General features: G+C 34.3%; 17 protein-coding genes. 7 read left to right on the plus strand and 10 right to left on the minus strand.

From position 1 onward, the window contains the following. Positions 1-66: 66 nt before the first annotated feature. Both copZ and AC6BKE_RS00460 read right to left on the minus strand, forming a co-directional pair. Positions 67-273, minus strand: coding sequence for a copper chaperone CopZ (gene copZ / locus AC6BKE_RS00455; protein WP_009374080.1), 207 nt, complete (start codon positions 271-273; stop codon positions 67-69). Positions 274-725: 452 nt separating this feature from the next. Further along, positions 726-1,055, minus strand: a complete 330-nt coding sequence (locus AC6BKE_RS00460; protein WP_009374082.1) for a four-helix bundle copper-binding protein — start codon at positions 1,053-1,055, stop codon at positions 726-728. A gap of 317 nt (positions 1,056-1,372) precedes the next feature. On the opposite strand from AC6BKE_RS00460, the gene merR reads away from it, so the two are divergent. The 4 genes from merR to AC6BKE_RS00480 all read left to right on the plus strand — a co-directional run bounded on the left by merR (position 1,373) and on the right by AC6BKE_RS00480 (position 5,545). After that, positions 1,373-1,765, plus strand: a complete 393-nt coding sequence (gene merR, locus AC6BKE_RS00465) for a mercury resistance transcriptional regulator MerR (RefSeq protein ID WP_001863748.1) — start codon at positions 1,373-1,375, stop codon at positions 1,763-1,765. A 28-nt stretch (positions 1,766-1,793) separates the two neighbouring features. Then, positions 1,794-3,434, plus strand: a complete 1,641-nt coding sequence (gene merA, locus AC6BKE_RS00470; RefSeq protein WP_002440486.1) for a mercury(II) reductase — start codon at positions 1,794-1,796, stop codon at positions 3,432-3,434. A gap of 159 nt (positions 3,435-3,593) precedes the next feature. After that, complete coding sequence (locus tag AC6BKE_RS00475; protein ID WP_009374086.1) at positions 3,594-4,916, plus strand: ISL3 family transposase; 1,323 nt, start codon at positions 3,594-3,596, stop codon at positions 4,914-4,916. A gap of 530 nt (positions 4,917-5,446) precedes the next feature. Beyond that, on the plus strand, positions 5,447-5,545 hold the full coding sequence (locus tag AC6BKE_RS00480; protein ID WP_449290221.1) for a sunset domain-containing protein: 99 nt from the start codon (positions 5,447-5,449) through the stop codon (positions 5,543-5,545). A 114-nt stretch (positions 5,546-5,659) separates the two neighbouring features. Here the strand turns inward: AC6BKE_RS00480 and AC6BKE_RS00485 are convergent, their stop codons facing one another. The 3 genes from AC6BKE_RS00485 to AC6BKE_RS00495 are packed head-to-tail and all read right to left on the minus strand — an operon-like array spanning position 5,660 to position 9,429. Further along, complete coding sequence (locus tag AC6BKE_RS00485) at positions 5,660-6,814, minus strand: Ger(x)C family spore germination protein (protein ID WP_229387491.1); 1,155 nt, start codon at positions 6,812-6,814, stop codon at positions 5,660-5,662. Then, the gene (locus AC6BKE_RS00490) at positions 6,811-8,346 is read right to left on the minus strand and encodes a spore germination protein (RefSeq protein WP_229387493.1); all 1,536 of its coding nucleotides are present in this window, start codon (positions 8,344-8,346) and stop codon (positions 6,811-6,813) included. Before AC6BKE_RS00490 ends, AC6BKE_RS00485 begins: the two co-directional genes overlap by 4 nt. Positions 8,347-8,349: 3 nt before the next feature. Then, the gene (locus AC6BKE_RS00495) at positions 8,350-9,429 is read right to left on the minus strand and encodes a GerAB/ArcD/ProY family transporter (RefSeq protein ID WP_229387495.1); all 1,080 of its coding nucleotides are present in this window, start codon (positions 9,427-9,429) and stop codon (positions 8,350-8,352) included. Positions 9,430-9,665: 236 nt separating this feature from the next. Between AC6BKE_RS00495 and tnpA the strand changes: the two genes are divergently transcribed. Together tnpA and tnpB are read left to right on the plus strand one after the other, a co-directional pair. Next, on the plus strand, positions 9,666-9,773 hold the full coding sequence (gene tnpA / locus AC6BKE_RS00500) for an IS66 family insertion sequence element accessory protein TnpA (protein ID WP_379261829.1): 108 nt from the start codon (positions 9,666-9,668) through the stop codon (positions 9,771-9,773). 189 nt (positions 9,774-9,962) lie between these two features. Continuing rightward, entirely contained in the window at positions 9,963-10,247 is a 285-nt protein-coding gene (tnpB, locus tag AC6BKE_RS00505; RefSeq protein ID WP_411268580.1) for an IS66 family insertion sequence element accessory protein TnpB, read from the plus strand. Here the strand turns inward: tnpB and AC6BKE_RS00510 are convergent. Further along, positions 10,234-11,079 (minus strand): AraC family transcriptional regulator, encoded by an 846-nt coding sequence (locus AC6BKE_RS00510; protein WP_229387497.1) that lies wholly within the window; start codon positions 11,077-11,079, stop codon positions 10,234-10,236. The two genes, tnpB and AC6BKE_RS00510, sit on opposite strands and share 14 nt — an antisense overlap. Positions 11,080-11,191: 112 nt before the next feature. Beyond that, the gene (locus tag AC6BKE_RS00515; protein WP_079524004.1) at positions 11,192-11,767 is read right to left on the minus strand and encodes a recombinase family protein; all 576 of its coding nucleotides are present in this window, start codon (positions 11,765-11,767) and stop codon (positions 11,192-11,194) included. Between the two features lie 146 nt (positions 11,768-11,913). Here AC6BKE_RS00515 and AC6BKE_RS00520 point away from each other — a divergent pair, with 146 nt between their 5' ends. Further along, positions 11,914-14,880 (plus strand): Tn3 family transposase, encoded by a 2,967-nt coding sequence (locus tag AC6BKE_RS00520; RefSeq protein WP_229387499.1) that lies wholly within the window; start codon positions 11,914-11,916, stop codon positions 14,878-14,880. A 167-nt stretch (positions 14,881-15,047) separates the two neighbouring features. Here AC6BKE_RS00520 and AC6BKE_RS00525 read toward each other — a convergent pair whose 3' ends face one another. The 3 genes from AC6BKE_RS00525 to AC6BKE_RS00535 all read right to left on the minus strand — a co-directional run bounded on the left by AC6BKE_RS00525 (position 15,048) and on the right by AC6BKE_RS00535 (position 19,449). Beyond that, a complete protein-coding gene (locus AC6BKE_RS00525; protein ID WP_009374088.1) occupies positions 15,048-17,150 on the minus strand; it encodes a copper-translocating P-type ATPase in 2,103 nt (700 codons plus the stop codon). Between the two features lie 226 nt (positions 17,151-17,376). Further along, complete coding sequence (locus tag AC6BKE_RS00530) at positions 17,377-18,549, minus strand: D-alanyl-D-alanine carboxypeptidase family protein (protein ID WP_009374089.1); 1,173 nt, start codon at positions 18,547-18,549, stop codon at positions 17,377-17,379. Positions 18,550-18,714: 165 nt separating this feature from the next. Then, positions 18,715-19,449, minus strand: coding sequence for an urease accessory protein UreH domain-containing protein (locus AC6BKE_RS00535; protein ID WP_009374090.1), 735 nt, complete (start codon positions 19,447-19,449; stop codon positions 18,715-18,717). Positions 19,450-19,460: the final 11 nt, after the last annotated feature.

Genomic DNA, 19,460 nt, shown 5'->3' on the forward strand with positions numbered 1-19,460 from the left:
CCTCATACCCAATAGGGGTATATATTTTTGAAAACAAGAGAGTGCATTTATGCACTCTCAAAAATATTATTTTACCTCATATCCCTGTTCTTCTATTGTTTCCTTAATTTTCTCAAGCGATACTTGGGATTCATTAAACGATACTTCAACTTGTGCATCTTTTAAATTCACGTTTACTTGATCAACACCTTCTAATTTCCCTAAACTTTTTTCAACAGTATTTACACAATGACCACATGACATTCCAGTTACCTTTAAGATTCTATTTTCCATAAAAATCCCTCTCTTTTGAAATATTTTTATAAAATGTAAAAGGGTATTAATAATTTTTTTATATTTCCTTTTAACTTTCGAATTGTGATTTTAACTTATATTGGCTTCATCACTTTTAATGCAGTTTATCATTATCAAACAAGCTTTCTTTAAACGATAAATTTGTAATTACATCATCACCGTAAATTATCAACCTCCTCTAAACACACATTCATGTTACCATACCCCAGTTAGGTATGTAAAGTGGTGTTTTAATTTACTATATGCGTCACTAATTATGCAGTATATGTTAAATATCACGTTTATTTAACATTCAAACACTGTGACTTAATTAAATTTTTTAGCAGTCCATCAAAAAACTCTGCTCCTAAATAAGCAGAGTTTAAAACATTTTCGCGTTAGAAGAATTACTTTTATTTATCATTGATTCTTCATTTATAAAATCAAATCTTCTACACAGCCATTTTTTTACATACTTCAGCGCATCGGTAACATGTTTCTGCACATTCTTGGCAATGTTTATGATGTTCATGTTTTTTACAAACATCACCACATGCCTGACAAATCTCAGCACATAATTGACAAATTTGCTTTACGAATGGACTACCAGACTGCATCGATTTAGCAGAAAATGCACAAATATCGGCACATTCTCTAAGGGTACGAATGCACTCCGCTAACATTTTAACATCATCTTCTTCTAGACATTCATGATAACATTTATTACATTCCTTCATACACTCTAGACAAGCTTTAATACATTCTTCATAGCTCATTTTCAATTTTAAATACCTCCTGTTAATTTAGTCTGTCTTATTATAACCACTCCTATTTACTATATACCCCATTCAATCATAACTAATCTTCCCTATTGATATTAAACGGGTCTTCGGAATATATAGTGGAATTACTTTCTTAATAGTTTAAAAACAACTGGTGTTTAAATCGGATTTTCTGGTGGGATGTTAGGATAATCAATAGTATTATATAAAAGTATCAATCACATACGAGTGATACTTTGGGAAAAAAATAAAATAGTCCAATTTACTTGACCGTGTACTATGGTACACGGTTTATAATATTCATGGGGTGAAATAAGATGATTTATCGCATTAGTGAGTTTGCAGATAAATGTGGAGTTAATAAAGAAACGATCAGATATTACGAGCGAAAAAATTTATTACAAGAACCTCACCGAACGGAAGCTGGTTATCGGATATATTCATATGATGACGTTAAGCGTGTTGGGTTTATTAAACGAATACAGGAACTTGGTTTTTCTTTAAGCGAGATTTATAAATTACTTGGTGTTGTAGATAAAGATGAAGTTCGTTGTCAAGATATGTTCGAATTTGTTTCTAAAAAACAAAAGGAAGTGCAAAAACAAATAGAGGATTTAAAACGAATTGAAACTATGTTAGACGACTTAAAACAACGATGTCCAGATGAAAAGCAATTACATTCGTGTCCAATAATAGAAACATTAACATGAGAGATTAATTAACGAAAGGAGCTTTTTTATGAATAAATTTAAGGTAAACATTTCAGGAATGACTTGTACGGGTTGTGAAAAACACGTAGAATCAGCACTTGAAAAGATAGGTGCTAAAAATATTGAGTCTAGTTATCGTCGTGGTGAAGCAGTATTTGAACTGCCCGATGATATTGAGGTTGAAAGTGCAATAAAGGCGATTGATGAAGCAAATTACCAAGCCGGAGAAATTGAAGAAGTATCATCACTAGAAAACGTGGCGTTAATTAATGAAGACAATTATGACCTTCTTATTATTGGTTCTGGTGCTGCTGCCTTTTCTTCGGCAATTAAAGCTATAGAATACGGTGCAAAAGTTGGAATGATTGAGCGTGGAACGGTTGGGGGAACCTGTGTGAATATTGGCTGTGTTCCGTCAAAAACTCTTCTTAGGGCAGGGGAAATCAATCATTTATCAAAAGACAATCCGTTTATAGGTTTACAAACATCCGCTGGAGAAGTGGATTTAGCTAGTTTAATCACGCAAAAGGATAAATTGGTGAGCGAACTTCGGAATCAAAAATATATGGATTTAATTGATGAATATAATTTTGATTTAATTAAAGGTGAAGCAAAATTCGTTGATGCTAGTACGGTTGAGGTCAATGGGGCAAAGTTATCTGCAAAACGCTTTTTAATTGCAACAGGTGCATCGCCTTCGTTGCCCCAAATTTCAGGACTTGAAAAAATGGACTATTTAACTAGTACAACACTTCTTGAGTTAAAGAAAATACCAAAACGATTAACTGTAATTGGTTCAGGATACATTGGAATGGAGCTTGGACAACTATTTCATCATTTAGGTTCAGAAATAACGCTTATGCAAAGAAGTGAGCGACTTTTAAAGGAGTATGATCCTGAGATTTCAGAGTCAGTTGAAAAAGCGTTAATTGAACAGGGTATAAACCTTGTCAAAGGGGCAACTTTTGAGCGTGTTGAACAAAGTGGAGAGATAAAAAGGGTTTACGTAACAGTAAATGGCAGTAGAGAAGTCATTGAATCAGATCAGTTACTTGTTGCCACTGGAAGAAAACCAAATACGGATTCTTTAAATTTAAGTGCAGCAGGTGTTGAAACTGGAAAAAATAATGAAATCCTGATCAATGATTTTGGTCAAACAAGTAATGAAAAGATTTATGCAGCAGGAGATGTGACTTTAGGACCACAATTTGTATATGTAGCAGCCTATGAAGGTGGAATTATTACTGATAATGCTATTGGTGGATTAAACAAAAAAATAGATTTATCGGTAGTTCCTGCTGTTACGTTTACGAATCCGACGGTTGCAACGGTTGGTTTAACAGAAGAACAAGCAAAAGAGAAAGGGTATGATGTGAAGACATCTGTATTACCTTTAGATGCTGTTCCAAGAGCAATTGTAAACCGTGAAACAACCGGTGTATTTAAACTAGTAGCAGATGCAGAAACACTAAAAGTATTAGGGGTTCATATTGTATCTGAGAATGCAGGAGATGTCATCTATGCAGCATCATTAGCTGTTAAATTTGGCTTAACGATAGAAGATTTAACAGAAACCCTAGCACCATATTTAACAATGGCTGAAGGGCTAAAATTAGCTGCACTTACGTTCGATAAAGATATTTCGAAATTATCTTGTTGTGCAGGCTAAGGGAACTTTTTTACAACTCCCTATTCAAGTGAACCAGCTAATGCTTTAAGGGATTTTCTAAGTGCATTTGTGGTCACAAAAATAATTTAACACTGATGATTTCGACATCAAATCTATAATTGATACCTTAACACCGCAGAGTAATAAAGGATGAATAATATGTCAGACTTATTATCCCTACCAGACATTAAAACAATAGAACCGCCACAAGAAAATGAAACCGATATGATGTTTAAAGTTGAAGCAGTCGGACCACCTGAACGTTGTCCTGAATGTGGTTTTGACAAGTTGTACAAACACAGTTCAAGAAATCAACTAATTATGGATTTGCCCATTCGTTTAAAGCGAGTGGGCTTACAATTGAACCGTAGACGATACAAGTGTCGTGAATGCGGATCTACCTTCTGGGAACGCCTAATATCTGTAGATGAAAAGCGTAGTATGACCAAAAGGCTTTTAAAGTCCATTCAAGAGCAATCCATGTCTAAGACCTTTGTAGAAGTCGCAGAAAGCGTTGGTGTTGACGAGAAAACCATTAGGAACGTTTTTAAGGACTATGTGGCACTCAAAGAACGTGAATACCAGTTTGAAACTCCTAAGTGGCTTGGGATAGACGAGATACATATTATCCGTAGACCTCGGCTTGTATTGACTAATATTGAACGCAGGACTATTTATGACATCAAGCCTAACCGTAACAAGGAAACAGTCATCCAACGTCTTTCAGAAATCAGTGACAGGACTTACATTGAGTACGTCACAATGGATATGTGGAAGCCCTACAAAGACGCAGTGAACACTATCCTTCCACACGCTAAAGTTGTCGTAGATAAGTTTCATGTAGTTAGAATGGCTAATCAAGCCTTAGATAACGTCAGAAAGTCTTTGAAAGCCCATATGAGCCAAAAAGAAAGACGTACCCTTATGCGTGAAAGGTTTATCCTTCTAAAGCGTAAACACGATCTAAATGAACGTGAATCATTCCTCTTAGATACTTGGTTAGGTAATCTTCCTGCTTTAAAAGAAGCCTATGAACTCAAAGAAGAGTTTTACTGGATATGGGATACTCCTGATCCAGATGAAGGTCATCTTCGTTATAGTCAATGGAGACACCGTTGTATGTCCAGCAACTCTAAAGACGCATATAAAGACCTCGTGAGAGCCGTAGACAACTGGCATGTCGAAATATTCAACTACTTTGATAAAAGGCTCACTAATGCTTATACGGAGTCAATTAACAGCATTATTAGGCAGGTAGAGCGAATGGGTAGAGGTTACTCGTTTGATGCCTTACGAGCCAAAATCCTTTTCAATGAGAAGCTCCATAAAAAGCGTAAGCCACGATTTAATTCAAGTGCTTTCAATAAAGCTATGTTATACGATACTTTCAATTGGTATGAAGTGAATGATCACGACATTACAGACAACTTTGGTGTCGATTTTTCCACACTTATTAAGAATTTGGAGAAGGGTGATTTATAAGCCCTTTTCCACCATAAAATCCGAATACCCTATTAAACTAAGAGAAGCTTCATGAGACCTATCATCATACTAATTATGATTCCCATTCCTATGATTGAATAACTAATTACTTTTAAGTCATCTTTTTTTTGCAATCGACAGTATTTTTTATAACTAACTTCTCCATTTGCGAACATAAGACCAAATTGATCAGGTTTAATTGAATAAAATACACCATTCTCGTCTTCTAAAATTAGTTTTGTTATAAGGTTCTCCCCGTTCGATTTTTGATTATGAGTATTGCTTCTCGAGCCTTCAATCCTCACCACTTTGTATATGGAGTTCCCCAAAATCTTTTCTGTTATATGAAAAGCTTGATCTTCTATAAAGTTGTTATTTATACACACTTATATCCCCCCTCTGTTCACTAAGCTTCTGATATACTATATGTAAAATTTAATATATAGTTTGGGGTACCGTCAGGAAAATGCAGATTTACAACGTTAAGGAAATTATAATAGAAAAAAGTCCAATTTCTCAGTATCATAAAAATTTATCATACAGCAGATTCACCTCGGTATGAACGAACTAAGTCAGAAGTCATTTTTTGTATGCGAGCTCCTTTATATTTAGTAGTGAGCTTTCCCTAATTGGTAATTGGAAGTAATGGGTGATATACAAGCCTTTCTGTATATCACCCATCATTTAATAAGGGATCACCTAGTTTGAATGTGTTAAAACACCCTAAAATTATAAGTTTAACATTAATATCCGTCTTGGTACTTCAACTTTCCTGAGTTAACTAAATTAACTTTAACTTTTAAATGCTTTATACTATGTTTATTTAAGTAAAACGAGTCTGCTTTCACTTCTTCTTTCCATTTACTTGGGTTTTGTCGATATAATGATTCCCCTAATCTGTAGATATCTGAATTTATTTCTATTCCTTTTTCAAAGGAGTTTAGAATTTCTAACTTTATAATATCTTCAGTTTTTGTAACCAACTCTTTATCATTAATTTCCTTGATTTTCTCATTGATTCCGGCTTGCACTTCAACTGTAATATTAAAAAGTATTGGTTTACTATTCATAATAGGGGTAATGGTAATCTTAGGTTTCTCTACCACTACTGAAACAACAGCGCTATCATTCTCAACAATCCACACAGGAGATCGAACGGTTTTTTCATCCATCCATCTTAGACCGTTTAAATCAGTCTCAGAAAGCCAGCCTTCTAGGCGATTATTTCTTATGAAAAAAGCACCATCATTTCTTAATAATGGTGCTTTTTTTGATTCTTCTTTCCAGTTTTCCGTCGAAATTTTAACTGATGGAATTAAAGCTGTTTGTCCCATTGGATCGCTATCTCTAATAAATTGATGAAACTGTTTAGGTTGTATATAAGATCTCTGTTTATAGCTTTCATATGGTTCATGGAGAATGGTTGACAATCCCGACAATGTAAAAAACGCTTTTGTTTTAAGTACATCTTCTATGGGTTCCTTTGTAGCATATAAGAGAATATTATAGCGTATTTCTCGGTATCGATTAATAAAATCAATCGAATCTTTAATATCTTGTTTTAGGAGTTGTTCACTCAAAATTAGCGTAGAGACATGTCCCCAAAAAAGTCTTTGTTGTGCATCTTTATATAATTGATTTAATGCTTCCGTAATTGTAATGCCTTCCCCTCTTCCTATCCAAACTGGTGGTTGTTTATCAGGTCTTGCCCCTTCTAACTTAGCAACATTAGAAAAGTCAAGTAACTGAGCATAGGCTATATATTTTCCTTCTTTAAAATCTATACCAAGAGCTGCTACATAATAAATATCTTGTACTTCTTTAATATTCCAGCATCCAGATAATATTGTGCTAGACAAGAGTATCATGGTTATTAGTTTTAGTTTGTTCAGCTTCACTCTTTCCCTTCTCCTTCATCAGTTTTAGAACTATCATTGGTCCGAAGGTAACTTACTCTATGCCCATAACTTCTCCACGGTAAGCGAAATAATGCCTTGAAAAAATCAGAACTAGATTTTGGGAAAACCAAAGCTAAGTAAGGTATCCCAAAGGAACGCAATCTAGAAAGATAAAGAACGATTACAAATCCCCCAAGCATAAAACCATATAACCCCATTAAAATTGAACATAATAGTACAAAGCCTCTGAGTATGGATACTGCTCCTGCTAGTAGTTGGTTTACTAGGGTATATCCCGCAATAGCAGATAAAGCAGTAATAACAATCACAGATGGGGAAATAAAACCCGAACGGATTGCAGCATCCCCAATGATTAGTCCGCCTACTACTGAAAGGGTTTGACCAAGTGGGGAAGGTAATCTTTGACCAGCTTCACGGAACATCTCAAAAAGAAACAAAACAATTATAAGCTCAAGTGGTGCTGGAAATGGTAGACCTGATCTTGCAACAGTCACAGTCGCAAGAAGAGGGAAAGGAATTTGATCTTGGTGATAAGCAAGTAATGCCATCCAAAATCCGGGTAGGAAGACAGCTAAAAGAAATCCAACCCACCGATAAAAGCGTGCAAATGATACAGTTAGAAAATTAAAGTGGGAATCTTCTGCAGCTTTTATTAAAAAAGTTATAGTAACAGGAGCGATAATAACAATTGGGGAGCCATCAATTATAATCACTACTCTACCTTGCAATAAGCATTCCACTGCAAAATCAGGTCTGGCTGTATCACCACAAAGAGGAAAAATAGATAAAGATTGTTTCGATACCATCTCTTGAATTTGAGTTGAACTAACTACGCCATCAATATCAATTAAAGTTAGACATTCTAGAATGTTATTTAGTATCTCTAAATTAACTACATCTTTTAAATATAATATCCCTATTTGAGTTTGAGTCCGTTTACCTAACGTCAATGTTTGATAAGATAAGGTGGGATGTCTTAATCTTTTTCGAATAAGTGCCACGTTTGTTGAAATATCCTCAATAAAATTGTCTCTTGGCCCACGAATGGATGTTTCGTAATTAGATTGTTCGGTAGAACGGTTTGGTTTATTTGATGCACTAACAGAGAAAAAGGTAAACGACTTAGGAAAATACAGAACTAAATTTCCATTAAATATTTCCAAAGAAATAGACTCGAACCCTTCACTCACTTCTAAAGGTGTCCATTCTAGGTCTTGTTGATATTTATCAATTTCTTCTTTTAAGAAACGGTATTGATGTTTTTGAGCTATTTTTTCTAATTGAGGAATAATAAATTGATTAATTTGTTTTTTGTCCACTAAACTCTCGCAATAAATGAAAAAGGTCTCTATATCACTATCTTCACTCCCGATTTTATGGAGAACTACTTTTACATCTTCACTATTTTGATATGTTGAACGTATTTTTTCCTCATTTATAATTGGATTAGGTTTATAGATAGTATATTTTCCATTCCCATTTTTTTTATTATTCTGTTCCCCTCTTCTCAAGGATTATCTCTCCTTTAATCTTTTTAGAAAAACTAAAAATCCTAATACTAATGAAAAGAAAAGCAGAAATAAAAAAGATAAATGAAAATAAACATTTTGTAAAAAACGAACAAATTCAATATCACTCATAGGAAGAAGAACAGCCACAAATGTAATTAGTGAACTGATTCCTATTAATACATTCCTTTTTTTCTCGTTTTTAAATGAAAATAATTGTCCAATAATATATAAACCAAAACTTATCCTAATAAATCCACCTGATAGCCATTGGTAAATTGAAAAGAAATCTACATGTTCAATAAACTTTCCTATTTTCAATAATCTCCATTCTTCGTAAGCAGGATACCTCTGATTAGCAGCCTCTTCAGGTCCAAAAATAGCAATAGAGCCCAATAAAGGGCCAAGCGTTAAGCAGATCAACACTAACCCAAGAATAATAAAACTCCGTGACTTGATATTCATTTTTAAATTATGTTGAATAAAAAAAATTAAAGTCACTTCTAGCAGAGAACCTAAACTGTAGACGATTCCTTTAATAACGGGTGTCAATCCATTTTCAAGGATAGGAAATATTTGAGAATAATCCTTATGAGGAAGATTAAGACTCATAACGAAAAAGCCCAATGCAACAACAAATACTAATAAAAAACCTGACAGAATAGATAAGGTTGTAAAATTAGATGTTGCAGCAAAAAAACAGATAACTAAAAATACAATAGCTAAAATGGGCGCAGGACTTTGTGGAAAATAGGATGTAACTGTCCATACAATCATATCTTTTAAGGTAACTCCAATAAATAAGAGAATAAACATATACATTAATAAACATAATCCCTTTGCAACAATATTCCCAAAGTGGTTATTTAACCATGAATACAGATGTGTGTGGTCTAACTTTTTCATAATAAATCGAATAAAAAGTAACCATCCCAGAATGAATCCCCCAGATAAGAGGACAGAAATCCATGAATCTCTCCTCGAGATAGCTAATAACATAGGAATCACCATAACGTGATTCATTAAGCCAATACTCATCATAAACAAAACAAATACTTGTGAAAAATTCGCTTTATGTTGTTGCATTGTTAAACCTACTAACTTAGTTGGATTTTATAAAGAATAAACTAATCACATCAAAACTAATTGGCAAGGATACTAAACGGTATTTTCTCCATTTATTAAGAAATTATTCATATAACACCTCATATTATAAGTGTAAGCCTCTACCTTACCCACATGTTTGGCATTTTTTTATATGCGATAATCTCCTAAAGATCGAATTCTAAGGAGGTTTTGCGATGAATAAATCTCAATTATGAATGGAATGGGGACAACGGATTACCAACTGTTTGGCCAGCGGACAAAGTGCTTCAAAATGGTGTGCTTCTAATGAAGGAAGCATTCATCAGTTCTGGTATTGGAAATAAAGCTTAAAATGACTCAGGATACAAGTGATAATTCACCTATATGGTTGACATTAGAAATGGACGATTCTTTCGAAAATCAAGATTAGTGGTAGGGGGTGGCCAAGCTTCTTTAGATGTTGAACCTGAATGCGATCCAAAGTTACTTCCAGATGTAGTAAGGACGCTTCAATCAGTATGTTGAGACCTTCAATGATTGAAAGTGTCTATCTCGAACGAGGTAGTACGAATATGAGGAAATCTATCGACGGATTAGCTATTTTGGTTCAGGTGGAGTTTAATCTAGACCCATTTTCATCAAGTCTATTTGTTTTTTGTTGCAATAAGGGTAGCGTCATGAAAATGCCGATTACAACAATAAGGAAATTCCAATATAAAAAGCCTGATTTCTCGTCAATTAAATTGAGAAATTTGGCTTTTTTGTCACTCCATAAAAGTCTTCTATTATTGGAGAATTTGTATATTACTTCGGGATAACAGGGACCCAGAGTTCGTGTCTTGGTTTATGCTTCTGACCGTAATAACATTCTATACACGGTAAATTTGCAAGTTCATACTCGGAGGTAGGAACCCACTCGGAATATAAACGTTTCCATGCATCCACTATGTTCGGAAAAACTGCCCATGTACCTGCGGGAATAATAAGCGTCTCCATATTTTCTGGGGATTCCCCATCGTATCTTACGCCCATGAAATAGGAAAATTGTTCATCTGTTATGGCGGCTTCTTTTCCGCAAACCCCCAGAAGGCTTTCAAGCGTGCATTTTGGATTTTCCCATGACATATCTACTAGTTCTTGCATAAATCCATCTTTTTTAGCAGTGTTCCAAAGCGTAGGGATTGTTTTAAATGCTCTGCTTGTTTTTACTGGCTTACTTTTTCCAACAATTCTTAAATCAAAATCAAGGTTTTCAATTCTGTAGTCCATCTCGTTATCTCCTTTAATAGAAATTTGAAAGGAAATTCTGGGAAAGGCTTTTAACTGTACCCCTCTATTACGAGCATTGGAAGGGGTTACTCCATGCATTTTTTGAAAGGCACGTGAGAAAGTATCAGAAGAAACATAACCATATTTAATTGCCACATCGATAATCCGAATATCACTTTTTTGAATTTCAAATGCTGCGAGTGTTAACCGTCTACGTCTAATATATTCTGATAGCGATATACCAGAGATTGAAGAGAACATTCTTGAAAAATGAAACTCAGAACAATTAGCTGCTTTTGCAATCTTTTTGTAGTCTATTTCTTCATCCAGACTATTTTCAATGTAGTTTAACGCATTGTTCATTCTTTCTAGCCAATCCATAAGTTTAATCCCTTTCAATATTTACTATAAAACAAAATAGATAATAATTGCCGACATTTCATGCCTAAAAATGTTGGTGAAAAAATACACCTTTTGATAGAATCAGGACAAACTATTTGTTTCCTTCCGATAGCTTTCTATATAATGAAGCCCTAGATACATTAGTAATTTCGCAAATTTGATTTACAGTCATACCGCCTTCTTTATATAGTTTTACTGCATAATTCATTCCTGCGTGATTTTTATGATATTTCTTTAACCGGCCTTTAAACTTGCCTTCTTTCTTAGCCAGCTCAATCCCTTCACGTTGACGCATACGGATAAGATCTCGCTCTAATTGATTAACACCAGCCATTACCGTAATTAAGAATTGACTGTAAGGATTATCTTCTGATAAATCTAGCCATGAATCCTTGAGTGATTTTAAGCTCGCCTTTTTACTTCGTATTAAATCAATCAATTCAAATAAATCCTGCGTACTTCGAGTGATCCGAGTTAAGTCTGTAACATAAATGATGTCGCCTTCTTGTATATCCTCTAACATCTTTTGAAGTTGCTTACGATCTTTTGTTGCTCCGGAAACTTTTTCTTCAAAAATAATATCCATTCTGATTTCGTTCAGTTGCTGAACTTGCCTTGAAGGATTCTGGCTAGTTGAACTGACACGTATATAACCAATTTTCCGCAAAATATCACCTCATTTTTTGAGACAAGTCTTATGAGACGCTCTTAACTATGATTTTATCAGTCTCCTACACTTGTATCAATAGAGTACACTCTATTGATATATAATTGAACTAATAAATTGAAAATACAGAAATGGGAGGATATTGAATGAAAATTGCGAGAGGTAGAGAATTGCTTACACCGGAACAGAGACAGGCTTTTATGCAAATCCCTGAAGATGAATGGATACTTGGGACCTACTTCACTTTTTCCAAACGGGATTTAGAAATAGTTAATAAGCGAAGGAGGGAAGAAAACCGTTTAGGATTTGCCGTTCAATTAGCTGTTCTTCGCTATCCCAGTTGGCCATACACCCATATCAAAAGCATCCCAGATTCAGTCTTACAATATATATCGAAACAGATCGGTGTAAGTCCATCCTCACTTAGTCATTATCCTCAAAGGGAAAATACACTTTGGGATCATTTGAAAGAAATTCGAAGTGAATACGACTTTGTAACTTTTACCCTAAGAGAATATCGAATGACATCTAAGCACCTTCATCAATTAGCTTTGGAAAATGGTGATGCCATTCATCTACTGCATGAATGTATAGATTTTCTAAGAAAAAACAAAATCATACTACCTGCTATCACTACACTTGAAAGAATGGTGTGGGAGGCAAGAGCAATGGCTGAAAAGAAGCTATTTAATGCGGTTAGTCAGTCTCTAACAATTGAGCAAAAAGAAAAACTTGAAGAGATCATAACTTCGCAGCATCCATCCGATTCCAATAAAACAATATTGGGTTGGTTAAAGGAACCCCCGGGTCATCCTTCACCCGAAACATTTCTAAAAGTAATAGAACGGCTGGAATACATACGGGAAATAGAATTGGAGACGGTAAAAATTAGTCATTTGCATCGCAATCGCCTGTTACAGCTATCTCGTTTAGGTTCAAGATATGAGCCTTATGCATTCCGTGACTTTCAGGAAAATAAACGCTACTCAATATTAACCGTCTATTTATTAAATCTTACTCAGGAGTTAACGGATAAAGCTTTTGAAATTCATGACAGACAAATACTCAGTCTGTTATCAAAAGGCCGTAAGGCTCAAGAGGAAATTCAGAAACAAAATGGTAAAAAGCTGAATGAGAAAGTTATACACTTTACGAACATTGGACAAGCTTTGATCAAAGCAAAACAGGAGAAATTAGACGTTTTTGAGGTTTTAGAATCCGTTATCGAATGGAATTCTTTTGTCTCTTCAGTCGAAGAAGCTCAGGAGCTTGCACGTCCTGCCGACTATGATTATTTAGACTTACTACAAAAACGGTTTTATTCACTAAGAAAATATACGCCAACGCTATTAAGAGTATTGGAATTCCATTCCACAAAGGCAAATGGGCCACTTTTAAAGGCTGTTGAGATTATCCGAGGAATGAACGAATCCGGAAAACGAAAAGTGCCTAATGACTCACCTGTGGATTTTATTTCAAAACGATGGAAAAAGCATTTATACGAGGAGGATGGTACAACAATAAATCGTCATTACTATGAAATGGCTGTTTTATCAGAACTTCGGGAGCATGTTCGGGCAGGAGATGTTTCCATTATAGGTAGCAGACAATATAGAGATTTTGAGGAATATTTGTTTTCGGAAGATACATGGAACCAAACGAGGGAGAATACGAGATTATCAGTTAGTTTATCATTCGAGGATTATATAACGGAGAGAACCAGCAGCCTTAATGAAAAGTTAAAATGGTTAGCTTCCAATTCCAACAAGTTGGATGGAGTTTCTCTTGAAAAAGGAAAGCTGTCACTTGCACGCTTAGAAAAAGATGTTCCAGAAGAGGCAAAAAGGTTTAGTGCAAGCCTTTATCAGATGCTACCAAGAATAAAATTAACTGATTTACTCATGGATGTGGCTCATATTACAGGATTTCATGAGCAATTCACTCATGCTTCCAATAATCGAAAACCAGATAAGGAAGAAACAATCATTATCATGGCTGCTCTTTTAGGAATGGGAATGAATATTGGCTTGAGCAAGATGGCCGAAGCCACACCTGGACTTACATATAAGCAATTAGCCAATGTATCTCAATGGCGCATGTATGAAGATGCAATGAATAAAGCCCAAGCCATTTTAGTAAATTTCCATCATAAATTACAGTTGTCCTCCTATTGGGGTGACGGTACAACATCCTCGTCAGATGGTATGAGAATGCAGCTAGGTGTTTCATCACTGCATGCAGATGCAAACCCACATTATGGCACGGGAAAAGGAACCACCATCTACCGTTTTACTAGTGATCAATTCTCTTCTTACTACACAAAGATTATTCATACTAATTCAAGGGATGCGATTCATGTTTTGGACGGTTTATTGCACCATGAGACAGATCTAAACATAGAAGAGCATTATACAGACACAGCCGGTTACACAGACCAAATTTTCGGATTGACCCATTTATTAGGATTTAAATTTGCTCCGAGAATAAGAGATTTATCAGACTCAAAATTATTTACAATAGATAAAGCAAGTGAATATCCAAAATTAGAAGCCAGTTTACGTGGACAAATAAATACAAAGGTCATTAAAGAAAATTATGAGGACGTTTTGCGATTAGCTCATTCTATAAAGGAAGGAACAGTTTCAGCATCCCTTATTATGGGGAAACTAGGATCTTATTCAAGACAAAATAGCTTAGCCACAGCCTTGCGTGAGATGGGACGAATAGAAAAAACGATCTTTATTTTGAATTACATTTCGGATGAATCATTAAGAAGAAAAATACAAAGAGGATTGAATAAAGGAGAAGCCATGAATGGATTAGCAAGAGCTATTTTCTTTGGAAAACAAGGTGAGCTTAGGGAGCGAACCATACAGCATCAATTGCAAAGGGCCAGTGCCTTAAACATAATCATTAATGCCATCAGTATATGGAATACCTTACATCTAACAAAAGCAGTTGAATATCAAAAACAGACTGGTAGTTTTAATGAAGATTTGTTACACCATATGTCACCTTTAGGTTGGGAACATATTAATTTGCTAGGAGAATATCATTTTAATTCGGAGAAAGTGATCTCATTAGATTCTTTAAGACCACTAAAACTTTCTTAACGTTGTTAAAAATGGGGGAATCGTCAGGAAAATAGGCTTAACGTTGTAAATCCGCATTTTCCTGACGGTACCCCAGTTTTAACTAATCAGGAAATTGGAATCTTTTTTTTACAATATAATAAAAATTCGTCAAATTATATTTGACGAATTTTTTGCTTCATCTTTACTTATTCGATTTTGAGCAATTGTGCATTTATTGCACATATAATCGTACTTAAGGACATGACAGCAGCTCCAATTGCAGGTGTAATAACAATACCTACACTATATAAAACGCCTGCAGCTAGTGGAATTGCAAGAATGTTATAACCAGCTGCCCACCCTAAATTTTGGACCATTTTTTTATGACTAGCTTTCGATAGCTTTAATGTATTCAGAATGTCCTCTGGATTGCTGTTTACCAGTACTACATCTGCAGTTTCAATGGCCACATCTGTGCCTGCACCGATCGCAATACCTAAATCTGATTCAGCCAGTGCAGGCGCATCATTAACACCGTCACCAACCATTGCAACTTTCGAATTTTCTTCTTTTAGTCCTTTCACCTTATTAGCTTTTTCATGGGGTAATACTTCAGCAATAACTTTCGTCATGCCTAGTTTTTCACCAACATATTTTGCTACACGCACGTTATCACCTGTCATCATAACGGTTTCAATACCTAAATCACTCAATTCTTTTATAACCTTATAAGAGGAATCCCTTATTATGTCTGCTAAAGCAATCATGCCTAAAAATACATTATCCTTTAATATAAAAATAACGGTTTTACCTTGTTGTGCAAGTTTTTCGTAAGTACTTTCATCGAAGCTAATATTTTTTTCTTTTAAAACATTTGGACTAACAATTGCAATTTCAGACCCGTTAACATTAGCCACTAACCCTTTACCTGTTAAATTTTTAAAACCTTTTACTTCAGATACTTTTATATTTTGCTTCTTACCCTCTTTTACAATTCCCTTTGCTATTGGATGTTCAGATTGAATTTCTACAGAGTAAGCAAGCTTTAATAATTCTTTTTCGCTAACCCCTGTAACTGGATGAATATCCGTTATACCAAAATTACCTTCAGTTAAGGTACCAGTTTTATCAAACACAATTCTATTGATTTTAAATGCGTTTTCAAATGAAGTACGATTCCTAATTAATAAACCCTTCTTAGCAGCAATAGATGTAGAACGTGATGTTACTAAAGGAGTAGCTAGACCTAAAGCATGAGGACAAGCAATTATTAAAACTGTCACCATTCTTTCTAATGCAAAATCAAAGTCATCTGTTGACCACCAATAAACCAGTGTGATAATACCTGCAACAATAGCGACATAGAATAACCATTTAGCGGCTGTATCAGCAAATCCTTGAGCTTTTGATTTAGTTTTTTCTGCATCGCTTACTAATTGGATTACTTGTGCAAGATAAGTGTCACTGCCTGTTTTACTAACATTTATTTTTAGTACACCCTCTCCATTAATTGAACCCCCAATGGCCTCCATACCTACCTTTTTTTCAATAGGAATTGATTCCCCAGTTAACATCGATTCATCAACTGTAGAGTGTCCTTCAAAAACTATTCCATCAATGGGAATTTTCTCGCCTGGTTTTACTAGTATTTGATCACCTGGTTTTAAATCTTCAACAGATACTTCAATAAGGTTGCCTGATGCATCTAACTTATGAGCTTCTTTAGGCATTAATTTAATTAACTCTTCTAATGCTTTTGAAGCACCCATTATTGATCTCATTTCGATCCAATGTCCAAGAAGCATAATAACAATTAAGGTTGCTAATTCAAAAAAGAAGTCACTTCCTTCAATGAAAAATGCTGTTAGTGAACTATAGACATAAGCTGTTACGATAGCAAGAGTAATTAATAGCATCATCCCAGGAGTTCTATTTTTCAATTCACTCCATGCTCCAAGTAAAAATGGTTTTCCTCCATAGAAAAAGACTATTGTTGAAAGTAAGAATAGTAATAATGTGTCACCAGCAAAATTTACTTTATATCCAAGAAGCATCTGAATCATCATGGATAAATATGATATTGGAATCGTTAATACTAAAGATACCCAAAACCTTTTCTTAAAATCAGAAATCGAATGACCATGGTGTTTGTTGTTACCCTCGCTTTGATTATGTTGATGATGATTGTGTTCATTATTTTTCTTATTGTTAGGGCTGTAATTTTCATGAACATCTTGCATATGATTTGTTATTGGTTCATGCGAAACATTATGATTGTGGATGTGGTCTCTTTTTTCTTTTCTCTCCATCAAATATCACTCCTCTAAATATAAATCAGATGTGTACTATTTTTTTAGTGAATGTTCCCTCATTTTTCTTGAATTCATTTCTCCTAGGTTTCCTAGAAAAAATATTTCTTATTTAATCTTAATTTACCCCAAAGTTATGCAAAAATTATGAATTGTAATTTGAATAAAATTATTATTTAACAAAAAAAGAATGAGGATAAAAATGTACCTCATTCTTTGTCTTAATTTATATTAATTTCTTCTTTCGAATAAACTTTAAATAGATGAATAGGACGAAAATAAACATTACGCTAAATTTTGTGTACACCGATGCATCCTGATTTAAATTCGAGTCCTCTGTGTCTTTATGAGTTACATTTTTATTTATTTTACTATTGGCATTTTCTAACTGAAAAGATGCGATAGTATCCTGATTTTGATTTAATAGCTCTAAATGACCCTTTCCAGAGATTCTTTGACTAACTGTTTCATGTTGTAAAACTATATAATCGAGTTTTTCTTTGGTCTTAAAGGACATTTCATCAATTTTATATATTTTTCCCATCGGAATATTCCTAGACTCAAAATTCTCAAATGCATAATCAAGAAGTTCTATTGTATCGTTATAGGCCATGTCTTCTGTTTGCGCTTTAAGCGTTACGACAATAACCGATATATCGTTTCTTGTTGCTGTTGTTATAAGAGTTATTCCTGATTCATCAACATATCCAGTCTTTCCACCCGTTATTCCTTCATAAGGTCGCTCTCTCATTAATTTATGATGACTATAAAGAGTAGTATCCCACGATTTGCCATCCCAATTAAGTTCCTTTAGACCAAAAATTTTACGAAACTCCTTATTTTGCATTGCGTATTTCGTAATTTTTGCTAAATCTTGTGCAGTAGTTTTATGATCTGGATCATATAGTCCATGGGGATTTACAAAGTTCGTATTTTGTATTCCAATATTCTCTAAATATTTATTTATACTAGTCGAAAACTGTTTTACAGACCCATCCAAATGCTCAGCAATAGCAATACCTGCATCATTACCAGAATTCACAAGTAAGCCTTGAATAAGCTTTCTTAGATTAACCTTTTCTCCTTCTTCTAAAAAAACCCTAGTTCCTTCAACTTCTCTAGCATTTTTACTAATTGTGACAATGTCTTCTAGGTTCCCTTTTTCAATTGCATATATTGCAGTTGCTATCTTTGTTAAGCTAGCAGGAGCCATCTTCTGATTTGGATTTTTTTCATATAAAATTCGCCCCGTTTTTTCATCTATTAATATAGCAGCTTCACTGCTAATCAAAGGAGATTCGACCTTCATTGCGCCATGAACTCTATAAACAAAATTTGAACCTAGTATTAAGAAGATTACTACTAAAATCGCAACCTTTTTTATTAAATGTGTTTCCATATTATTATTCTCCTCATAGTAATCTACACATGTATCTTAGAAAAAATATGTGGAGAAAATATGGAGAACAAGTTACGTAATCTAAACTTAACACTTGTAACAATAGTGATTTCTATTAATGTTTGAAAAGCAATGTACTTTTATTTGTTTCTAAATTATTTATATTTACATTCCCCAATAAGTAATTGTGTCAAAAATTCCAATAATAAAAAGAGTAACTCCGGCTATTTTTTGAATAAACCTACCTACTTTAATACTTTTCTTCATTACTAATCCCTTAATATCAAAGTACCATATAAAAAATAAGATGATGACAAGAGGTATTGATGTTGCCAATCCAAATATTGCAGGTAACACTAATCCATATGAAGTCGACATAACGGTTGGCATTAGCCATACAAAATAGAGTACAAACATTGTTGGACAGAATGCAATTGCAAAACTAGCTCCTAGAAAAAAGGAACCAATATAACCTTCTTTTAGTATAGTAGGAACGTTCTTTGAAATTCGATTTAATATTCTTAACTTTATTGTCCCCATTAACACAAGTCCGGTAAGTATTAATAGAGGACCAATCAATTTTCGGAAAACCGGAAAGAAATTAATTATTTTGTTTTCAAATGTTTGTCCAAATGCCCACGCCAACAAACCAATTGCACTATATACTATGACTTTACCCATAATAAACGAAACGATCTCTCTCCAATTACTACCTAATTGGATAGTACGATTACCATATAACGTAATAGCGCTAATATTTCCAGTCAGTTGACATGGAGCAAATGCACCTATCAACCCAAGGAGGATAGATATAATGATTGGGGAATGCTCATATGAATTTAAGAATACAGAAACTGGTTCACTTATGGTTTGACTAATTTGAGACATCAAATTATACATCTCAATCACCC

This window comes from Lysinibacillus sp. COL-1 (genome assembly GCF_059814265.1).